This is a genomic window from Thermaurantimonas aggregans, from assembly GCF_003851885.1.
GTDB lineage: Bacteria > Bacteroidota > Bacteroidia > Flavobacteriales > Schleiferiaceae > Thermaurantimonas > Thermaurantimonas aggregans.
Map to the genome: position 1 here is coordinate 1 of NZ_BHZE01000035.1, position 10,369 is coordinate 10,369.

Here is a 10,369-nt window from a genome sequence, read left to right on the forward strand (position 1 = left end):
ACTTCAAAAATCAATTTTTTGAAATATCACTACCAAAAACCTGCTTTAAGTCTAATTCATTTTTTGTAACATTAAATACCATTTAAAAACTGATAAAAAAAAGCTGCCCTCTTTTAGGACAGCTTCTCGCCTGGGACACGCCCAAAAAACTCAAAAAAAGAAAAAATCATGGAAGAATTGAAGAAGTGAAGTTTTAGGATTTTGTGGAAGTTTATAATCATTCTAAACAGTACTTTTGTTTACTACTTAAACACGTGATGGATACAGTAACTTTTTCGGTGGAAAATGTCAGAAAGGATTTCCCGATACTGTCGGCTACAGTACACGATAGGCCATTGGTGTACCTGGACAATGCGGCTACGAGTCAAAAGCCAATTCAAGTAATTGATTGTATTACAGATTATTATAAAACATACAACAGCAATGTGCACCGTGGTGTGCACACTCTGAGCCAGCTGGCCACAGAGGCGATGGAAAATGCGCGCCTGACGATAGCGCGGCATTTGAATGCTGCTCATGCGCACGAGATCATCTTTGTGCGGGGTGTAACGGAGGCCATCAACCTTGTAGCCAATGCTTATCTGAGCCTGGTACCTCGGGGCTGGCAGATACTAATCTCGGCCATGGAGCACCACTCTAACATCGTGCCCTGGCAGCTGGCCGCTGAACGCTATAGCCTGAAGTTGAGGGTAATACCAATGGACTCACATGGGGTGCTCGACTTAGAGGCGTACGACCGGTTGCTCAAAGCGGAAAATACTGCCCTGGTGGCGGTAAATCACATTTCGAATGCATTGGGTACGATCAATCCTGTACAGCAAATAGCAGAAATGGCGCATAAGGCAGGTGCAGTGATCTTGATCGACGGGGCGCAGAGCATTCCGCATATGGCGGTAGATGTGCGGGCGATTGGGGCTGACTTCTACGCCTTTTCGGGCCACAAAGCGTGTGGGCCCACCGGTATAGGTGTGCTCTACGGGCGCGAAAATCTGCTTGAGGCTATGCCACCCTATATGGGCGGTGGAGAGATGATTAAAACGGTGACATTTGAGAAAAGTTCCTGGGCTGAATTGCCGTTTAAGTTTGAGGCGGGCACGCCGGATATTTCGGGGGCTATAGGTTTGAGAGCCGCTGTAGAATATCTGCAGCGTGTGGGCCTGGAACAAATTGCAGCCTACGAACAAGAATTGCTTGAATATGCGACAGCCGCCTTGCGCGAAATGGGTGGAATTTGCATTTATGGACAAGCACCACAGAAAGCTTCGCTGATAAGTTTTATACCAGATGGATGTCATCCTTACGATGTGGGAACATTGCTCGACAATTACGGGATAGCGGTACGCACAGGGCACCACTGTGCTCAGCCAGTGATGGACTTTTTCAACATTCCGGGTACAGTGCGTGCATCATTTGCTTTTTACAACACCAAGGAGGAAATAGATCTCTTCATCAATGCCTTGCGCAAGGCTATTAAGATGCTTCGATAATTCTTTGAAATAGAGAGTTTTATCTGATCAGATTGAAAGACCTAACTGCTGGGTGCTTTTGTAAATGCGCTGTACGATGTCTTTATCGTCCGGGTTATAGAGCCATACATGATCGAAGCGCTCTACGACGCGTTCGTTGGCTTCGTTTGAAATGATAAGACTGTGAAAAGCTGTGCCGTAGTGGAGCTGCTGGCGCGCTACACGCTGCATGATGTCTTCAGAGATGCGGTACATGATGAAGTCGGAGATGACCAGTACATCTGCATTTTTATATTGATGAGTTTCGAGCTGGCGTAAGGCCTCGTCGAGCGCGAGAGAAATGTCGGTGCCACCGTGGAAGCTCATTTTGAGGAATTCGACCAATGCGCCGAGCTCATTTGAAACGTTTCGGAGATCGATGGTCTTAATGCCTGAGGAGAAGTTGATCAAATATGCCGGTCGCTCATAGGAAGCAGCCATTCGAATGATGGCAAAACAGAGAACTTTAGCAATTTTTTCAGGTACACCTTCCATACTGCCGCTGGTATCAACGCATACGATGAAGGGGCCTTTTTTCTTTTTGCGGGTGAGCGTTCGCGACTCGAGGACTTCTTCAGTGCCCTTGATTCGGAGGCTGTCGTCGTATTGCCATTGAAGGAGTTGGTGGTCAGCAAATTTTTTTAGAAACTTCCACTCGGTGTCGGTTTCGCCGAGTAAGCTAAGTTCTTGAGGCAATACTTGCGGAAGCGAATCGCCGAGGGTGATGCCGGTGATTTCGGTTTTAAAGTTGGGATTGCGCATAAGGCTGTAGGTAGTGAGCTGACGTTGGTAGTGCTCTTCGACGGTTTCCAACTCGGCTTCGCGCAGGCTGCCGAGCATGTCGGCTAGCTGTTGAAGGGAATTGTGGTCTTTCAGGTAGGTGTCAAACTGCTCGAGCACGTTGAAGTCTTCTTCGCGTATGAGGGCATTGCTGAGATTCCAGTCAGGATTTAGAAAATCGGTGAACTGACCCAAAGTGTTTTTTACACGAATGATTTCGAGAGTTTTGTTTTCTATGTTCTGCTTGAGCTGCTGGTAGTCTTCTTCGATTTGGCTCAGTTGCCAGCGGAGTATACGAGCTTGCAGAGAGGCATCCCAAAGAGACAAGAGGTCGTTTATGACCAGATCAAAAGAGGTTTCGTCAAAATGTTGTTCGAGCTCTTTGAGCCGGGTGCGATGGTAGGCGATCTGAGTTTCGTCTACTTCGCCAGTGGCAAGTATATCGCGCAGCAAGTAGGGCCACTGTTTCAGGAGGTTGGCTATTGGACGTGCAGTCCATCCTTCGAGAGTTGCTTGTTCCCATTGCCAGGGGTGTTGTTTTTGAGTTTTTTTGGCCACATTGCGAAAAAAGAAGAGCACTTCTGACAATATTCGTCGAGCGAGCAGTTGATTGTTCAAAAGCTCTGAAAGTACTTGTTCGTTTTCAAAGAGGTAATCGAGCTGAGCGCTCAGGTGAACTTGGTAGGAGTCAAGCAGTTCTTCTGAAGGTTTCCAATAAGTTTTGACGCCAATTTTTTTAATGAGGTAATCGGCTATGTAGCAGCGCATCCGGCGGGTAAGTATCTGGCCGAATTGCACGAAGGCATCAATGTCTTCTGCCAGGCGAAAGTCGTCGTCGAGGCGCATCACACTTTTTCTGATTGAGGTACAGAGGTGTAGAGGTGCTGAGCCTTCTCAAGGCGCAAGCGCAGGGCATCAAGGCGCTTTCGGGTCTTTTCAAAATTTTCGCTGATTAGTTCAAAGACCGAAACGTCGCTGAAAAGGTGGTCGCGCTCGGCGAGTAGGTCCTGAGGGATGTCGTTTTGTAAGGCCATAAATCGCTCTTCAAGATATTGAGTAAGGCGTTGGCCCCACTCGTCCCAGTAGGCTTTTACAAGTGGATGAGGTGCCTTGCAGATGGTACGAGTTACTTCTTGTTTTATGCATTGAAGGTCAAGTTGAATGGTGCGGCTGTTGTGCGATATGCGAATGCTGTACGGCCGTGTACCCAAGGTGGTTTGTAGGCGATACACGAGCTTAAAGTCGTCGTCGAAGACATTGATGACCTGAAAATCGTTTGGCTGCAGGATTTTGTAATCAGTAATTTTAATGTATGCTGCCGAAGGCAACTCGTCGCACTTTTCCAGGCGGAAGTATTCGTCTTTTATCGTTTTGGGGACTTCTGCCAGATCGATTACTTTAATTTGAGTTTCAGCCTGTACTTCTGACTCGAAGCGATGAATTTCGGCAGTGAGCAGCGATAGTCGCAGGGCCGTGTTATAGCCGTGTTCGCGTATGGTTTCTGTTACGATGCGACGCACTAAAGGTATATGAGCTGTGTCGTTCCAAAGGCAGTGCGTACACAAATATACATCGCTGAGGTGTACAGCCTTGCGGTTGTGAAGGAAGGCAGAGACTTTCAGCAGCTTTATGATCTTTTTCCATCGGCGGTCGTAGATTCGGAAGGGGGTAAGATCTGGTGTGGTGTGCTCAGCTTCTTCGAGCTTTTGGCGAATGACATGAATTACCGTTGCGATCTCGTCGGGTATTTCTACACCTTCCGCTTGTTCATTCCAAGTTCGCAATTCATCGAGGGTGATTTTCAGCTCAAGAGGAATGGTATCTTGATAGACATCCTCTTTAGCTGTGATGAGCCGCAGGAAGGCTTGTGGATTTTTGACGGGGAGTACCTGGTAGCGAATGAGGAAGCGGTCCCAAAGAGGGCCAAAGCTTTCGCCATCGGGCGGCAGTTCATTGCTGGCTGCTACAATGGCGTGGAGGTTTACTTTTACTTCTTGGGTGCCATTGCGGTAGATGCGTTCGTTGAGAATGGTAAGAAGTGCATTTTGGATGGCTGAGCCCGACTTCCAGATTTCGTCGAGGAAGACCACATTGGCTCCCGGCAGGTAGTCGTCGGTCAGGCGTTCGTAGCGGTCTTCTTCTTTGAGTTTTTTGATGGAAATGGGCCCAAAGATTTCTTCAGGCGTGCTGAAGCGGGTCATTAGGTACTCGAACGATTTGCCGTCAGCGAAAGCGTATTTTAGTCGGCGAGCTATCAAACTTTTACCCACTCCGGGTGGGCCATAGAGAAAAATGCTTTCGCCGGCAATGGCACTTAGCAAAGTCAGTTTAACAGCCTCATCTCTCTCCTCCAGACTTGAAGTGAGATGTTGCAACAATTTTTGAATGCGCTCTTTCATACAAAGAGCTAAACGCAAAGCCTATAGCGAATTGTTTTTAAACGACGTTTAAATATCTTTCTTTTACCTCCAGCAGACGATATTGCCGTCCTGGCAAATGCAACTGTCGACTGCAGTGACGCGCACAAAACGCTTGTTGCACATGGCCGGGTCGGAGTAAAGACGGATCTGGGTAGATTGGTCGAAATCGAAGATGATTTCCTGGCCGGTATTGATGTTTGACGGCACTACGGTGCGTCGGGATGAGAATATGCCTACACCATTTTCAACATTTGTAAATAGCGGACGCTCTTGCACGATGCCTCCCGTAGGAGCATTCACTTTAATAAACTGTGCAAGTGTTTCGTGGCCTGCTATCAGTCGAATACGCATCCGGCGAAAAAATCGATACACAGTAGAATCACTATCGAGGTTAGCCCCCAGAAAAGCAAAATATTGATCGGTTGAGAAGGTGTAATTCAGCTGGGCTGGGAAATTGGTGGGCTCGTGATTAAAGACGTATGTAAGCACTTTTGTGACTGTATCGAGCGGATTATCGACTTTTTGCTCTAGGTAGTAGAGGTCTAGTTCCCAGGTAAAAATTGTAGCTCTGTCAGGTTTTGTCCAGGCGAAGTCGGTGCTTCTTCCCGCTAGGTTGAGCTGTTGGGTCACGGGGCGAACGATGCGGTAAGGACCTACTAACGTGGTAGTAGCCACTGCGTCGGGTTCACCCGGTCGAGATACGATGATTTTGTAGGTAGCGTTGTTGTTAAGCTGTGCATGAAAATAGTAGAGTTTGTATCCATCGGTTGTGAAAAAACCAGGATTGAGCTTTGGAGGGTTCGGGTGCAGCAAAACCGGAAAAGTTCTGCTCAGTTGCTTATCGACATACTCTTCAACTACAGCAGTCATGTTGTCGTAATAGAGTGAGTCAGGAATAGATGCCATTTCAGCTACCGGTTTATCGCCCAAAAAGGCTTTGTGTATCCGCACAAAGTGGGTATCTTGAGCTGGATCGAGCAGCGCATAGATCACTGGAATGTCGCGCCAAGGGGCATTAACTTTGAGCTCATTGCTGCAAGAGGTAAGGGCGATAATAGCAAATATGCCCAACGATAAAAGCGCATTCTTCTTTCCCATCATTGAAAATTAGCAACCATTTTTAAAACGAAATCAACTCAAAAACGTTTCTTTGACATTCAAAAGTACACAAACGATTAATGTCTGTGGTCATTAATCTTCCTTGAATTAACAACTCCTTTACAAAATGAATTCGGTGTATCTACTCCGCTTCCTGATTTCTTTAATTTTTCTGATAGCGATCGACTATTACGCATGGCAGGCCTTTCGCACTGGTTTTCAAAGTTCTTGGCCACGCATGGTGTATTGGGTTACAACCATTGCTTTTTATCTATCCATTTTTTCATTAGTGTGGTATGTAGGCGACCGCTCTGCCCGATACTATCCAGCATTTTGGATTTTCGGGGCAATGATCCTCTTGTATGTGCCCAAAATGGTGATAGCTGCTGTGCTTTTGATAGAAGATTTTGCCAGAGCTCTTGGCTGGATAGCCAATACGGCATTTAAATCCCACTTCGACCTATCGCGACGCGAATTCGTCAGCAAGGTAGCCGTTGGCTTAGCTGCTATTCCGATGGCTTCCATTTTACATGGGCTCTGGAAGGGCAAGTATCTGTTTAAAATTCATCGCGTTCCACTTTCTTTTCAAGATTTACCCGATGCATTTGATGGATTTCGAATTGTGCAGATTTCAGATCTACACATAGGCAGTTTTAGAGATGTAGAGCCTATTGAAGAGGCTGTACGTCTGATTAATAAACAAAAACCTGATCTGGTGCTCTTTACAGGCGATTGGGTAAACAACGTTGCCGAAGAGACTAAACCCTTTATTGAATACTTGTCGAAAATCGAAGCCCGATATGGCAAGTATGCCATTCTCGGAAACCACGACTACGGCGACTATGTACCCTGGGAGTCGATGACTGAAAAGGCAGCCAATCTCGAAAAGCTGATTGAGCTTCAAAAAGAAGCTGGATTTATAAACCTAAGAAATGAAGGTGTTCGAATTTCGCTGGGTTCTGATTCGATTTATGTGGCTGGGGTTGAAAATTTCGGAGCACCCCCATTTCCCCAGTACGGCGATTTGAAGAGGGCACTGGATGCAGCAATGAACAATGATTTCATCGTATTGATGAGCCACGACCCTTCACATTTTGATTTAGAGATCAAGTTCACAGATGAAAAAATTCACCTCACTTTGAGCGGACACACCCATGGGATGCAGTTTGGGGTTGAAATTCCGGGTTGGATTAAGTGGAGCCCGGTGAAATGGCGTTATCCGAAATGGGCTGGTCTTTACAAAGAAAACGATCGGTATCTCTATGTCAATCGTGGGCTGGGCTTTATTGGCTTTCCCGGTAGAGTAGGCATCTGGCCTGAGATTGCGGTAATAGAGCTCACAAAAAGAAATATTTAAATCAGATTCATTTATTAAAAAATTTCATTTTAAACAAATCATTCATCACTTTACATACTCATAGCCTGTTTTGCTTCAAGTTTTAACAGAGCCATTAAACAAAAAAAATATTTTTGTGATGCCAAACAGATTATGAAAACTCATGCTCCGTTGGACAAAGGCGCTAATTACTTTTCTACTCTCTTACAATGCTGGACTTACCCAACTCATCACAACGACTCCAGGCCAAATCATTAACGATACAGTCCGCATTTGTACAGGTACATCCATAACTTTTAATACTCCTTTTTCCGGCTCAATTACATGGGTATATTCTAATGGCGGGCCTTTTCAGTTTTCAACGACAAAGCCTTTATCAGTAACTTACTCATCGACAGGTGTTTTTCCAGTTCATCTGGATACCAATAATGCCCCGGCGCAATCTGTTTATGTACTAGTGGGTGGGCCCTCGATAGTTTCATTGAATTTTCCAAAAGATACATTTTGTTTGAATGAAGGAACTTTTTCAATGAGTAGCTGGGAAACACCTGCGGGGGGAAACTGGAGTGGGCCTGGCGTAAATAGTAATTCATTTAATACTTCGCTTGCCGGTGTCGGAAATAAGGTGCTCACTTATACCTATGTAAACGAATTTGGCTGTACCACCTCTGTAAATAAAACCATACACATCCTGACTGCTCCTGTTTTGAATGTTTTTGCAAATGGCGATACGACAACTATCGATGGAGTTAAAACCTATTACATATGCACGATCAATCAGAATACGACTTTTACCCTGGCATTTGCCGGGAGCGGGGGATATTCTAATTACGAAATTTTTGTAAACAATAACCTGCATTCACAAGGTGCGGTTTTGCCGTCAACACTTAATCTAAATTTTACTAATCCAGGCTTTTATCAGGTGACTGTGGTGCTTACCAACGGACAAGGCTGTACCACGACACAGACGATCAACCTGTTTTATGGCTCTAACCCGGCTATTGGTATCGGCTCACCGGGCAACACCGTGGCCTGTCTTCCAAAAGACAGTTCAGGGGTAACCTTTACCTTTCCAATAAATAACTATCAGAACAATCCCCCCGGCACAAAGTACATCATTCAGGTAAGCGACGGTAGCCCGCCGATTGTATTCAATCATCCACCTCCGCCCAGCTTTACTTACACTTTTTTTCAACCGTCCTGTGGCAATAGTTCAGCTCAGAGTTCAAATGCTTTTAGTGTAACCATCACCGCTGTAAACCCCTGTCTGACTACTTCAGCCACAATTTTTCCCATTGTCATTTCAAAAAGTCCAACGGCTGGATTTACAATTCCTGATACTGTATGTGCGAACGATCCTATAAAAATTTCTGATACATCCGATAAAGGCATACGGACTTTTTTCAGCGCAGGCAATTACAACTGCGATTCGACCGGAAGAATCGTTTGGAATATTACGCCAAATACGTTTGTAGTGGATTCAGGATTTCTCGGCATTATGACGAATCCTTCCAACCCAACACAATGGATTTCGGGAACCAGCGATGTCGTAGTGCGATTTCTGGTGCCTGGATATTATACCATCTGGCAATATGTAGGCAATGATCAGAATTGTGAAATTGATTCCATACCACATACCATTTGCGTGGCCGAGCCGCCCAATGGGGATATAACTTTTTTATTTCCCAACAACGATACCACCTTTTGTGCGCCCTTTGAGCTGACCTTTTTCGATCCGGGCGATACCATGCAGGCCTGTTTGTACAACGACTGGCATTGGACTATTACGCCCGATTCCGGATATACTATTACGCAGGGCGATACGACTATGCGGATTTTTACTGCTGTATTTCATCAGATTGGCGAATACACCATCACTCTTACCAAAACCAACTTCTGTGGTACATTGGTAATCGACACCGTCATTCGCATCAAGGGAAAGCCCTTTATCACCATGCCCCCTCCTGTGGCGTATTGCGGACCTACATGGGTACATATGGGGGTTGATCCTCTTCATCAATATCAATTTTACGACAGTCTAGGGCCGGTAAACTACACCTGGTCGATAACACCTGCTACTGGTTGGACGCTCGACAGCAATTCAACACTCGGCGATTCCCTGCCGAAAATCTTCTTCCACACACCGGGAGTGTATTGGATTAAAGCTAAATTGGTAAACGAATGCGGTGAGGCGGTGGATTCTCAAAGGGTGGAAATCTATCCATTGCCACAGGTGGGCGGATTTAACGACACAATTGTGTGTTTTGGAGACACCTTCCAATACACACCTTCGATTACCGGAGGCCTTCCGCCGTACAGTGTCTATTGGCAGGCCACCACAGGAGCTTCCGACTCTTCGGCAACCATTCTGCTAAACAACCTAACCCAAACGACCACGGTGACCTACTTTGTCACCGACAGTAGGGGTTGCACGGATACGGCTCAATTTTTAATACAGGTATATCCCGAAATTCAGATTTCGGTTTTCGGGCCTTCATTTATATGCATTGATGGCACGGCTACCTTATCAGCTACGGTCACTGGTGGTACAGGACCAAAGACCTTTCAATGGTCGCCTGCCAACGGGCTTTCGTCCACCACTTCGCCTACCGTTACGCTTAATGCTGCCCAAGGAGTAGGTAAGTATTATGTGACGGTGACGGATTCCATTGGCTGTAGCCGTACCGACAGCATTAGCATCGACATCATCCCGCTTCCTGTAGCTGCCGGTGGTGGTAACAAAGTCATTTGTCTTGGAGATTCTGTAGTAATAGGTAATCCTGCCACCGGATCAAATAAATATGTATGGATTACTTCAAATAACGACACCGTAGGCAAGCAGGCACAGATTTATGTAAAGCCAACTGTTCCTACCTTATACATTTTGATTGTAACAGATTCCATTTACGAGTGTAAAAATTATGATACGGTTTCTGTCACTTTTATTGCCAACCCTACGGCAGATTTTACCCTATCGGATATCGGGGTATGCCACGACACACAAGTACATACCACCAATCTCTCAACTCCAAACATTCAATATGCCTGGTATGTAAATGGAACGCTTGTTAGCAACTTAGTAAATCCCTCTTTTACCTTTACAAACAACAGCCACACACAAGACAGCACAGTTCAGATCAAACTCGTCGTAACAGCCGGCACCGGTTGTAAGGACTCCACCACCCAGACAGTGACGGTGTATCCAAGACCTTTAGCCCAGTTCAGCATAC

The 10,369-nt window shown here is 45.8% G+C and carries 6 protein-coding genes; 3 read left to right on the forward strand and 3 right to left on the reverse strand.

Annotation, left to right across the window (positions count from 1 at the left end; translation table 11 throughout):
• Nucleotides 1-257: 257 nt before the first annotated feature.
• Nucleotides 258-1,487 carry a cysteine desulfurase gene (locus EIP89_RS11110; protein ID WP_124398759.1) on the forward strand — a complete coding sequence of 410 codons (1,230 nt, stop codon included), beginning with the start codon at nucleotides 258-260 and terminating at the stop codon, nucleotides 1,485-1,487.
• Between the two features lie 27 nt (nucleotides 1,488-1,514).
• Here the strand turns inward: EIP89_RS11110 and EIP89_RS11115 are convergent, their stop codons facing one another.
• The 3 genes from EIP89_RS11115 to EIP89_RS11125 form a co-directional block, all read right to left on the reverse strand.
• Complete coding sequence (locus tag EIP89_RS11115; RefSeq protein WP_245966148.1) at nucleotides 1,515-3,131, reverse strand: VWA domain-containing protein; 1,617 nt, start codon at nucleotides 3,129-3,131, stop codon at nucleotides 1,515-1,517.
• Nucleotides 3,131-4,684: an AAA family ATPase gene (locus EIP89_RS11120; RefSeq protein WP_148086802.1), complete on the reverse strand. Its 1,554-nt coding sequence runs from the start codon at nucleotides 4,682-4,684 to the stop codon at nucleotides 3,131-3,133. The genes EIP89_RS11115 and EIP89_RS11120 overlap by 1 nt, the downstream gene beginning before the upstream one ends.
• A gap of 63 nt (nucleotides 4,685-4,747) precedes the next feature.
• Entirely contained in the window at nucleotides 4,748-5,806 is a 1,059-nt protein-coding gene (locus EIP89_RS11125) for a DUF4249 domain-containing protein (protein WP_124398762.1), read from the reverse strand.
• A gap of 124 nt (nucleotides 5,807-5,930) precedes the next feature.
• Here EIP89_RS11125 and EIP89_RS11130 point away from each other — a divergent pair, with 124 nt between their 5' ends.
• Together EIP89_RS11130 and EIP89_RS11135 are read left to right on the forward strand one after the other, a co-directional pair.
• Nucleotides 5,931-7,160 (forward strand): metallophosphoesterase, encoded by a 1,230-nt coding sequence (locus tag EIP89_RS11130; protein ID WP_124398763.1) that lies wholly within the window; start codon nucleotides 5,931-5,933, stop codon nucleotides 7,158-7,160.
• A gap of 142 nt (nucleotides 7,161-7,302) precedes the next feature.
• A partial coding sequence (locus EIP89_RS11135) for a hypothetical protein (RefSeq protein ID WP_148086803.1) occupies nucleotides 7,303-10,369 on the forward strand: 3,067 nt, incomplete at its 3' end.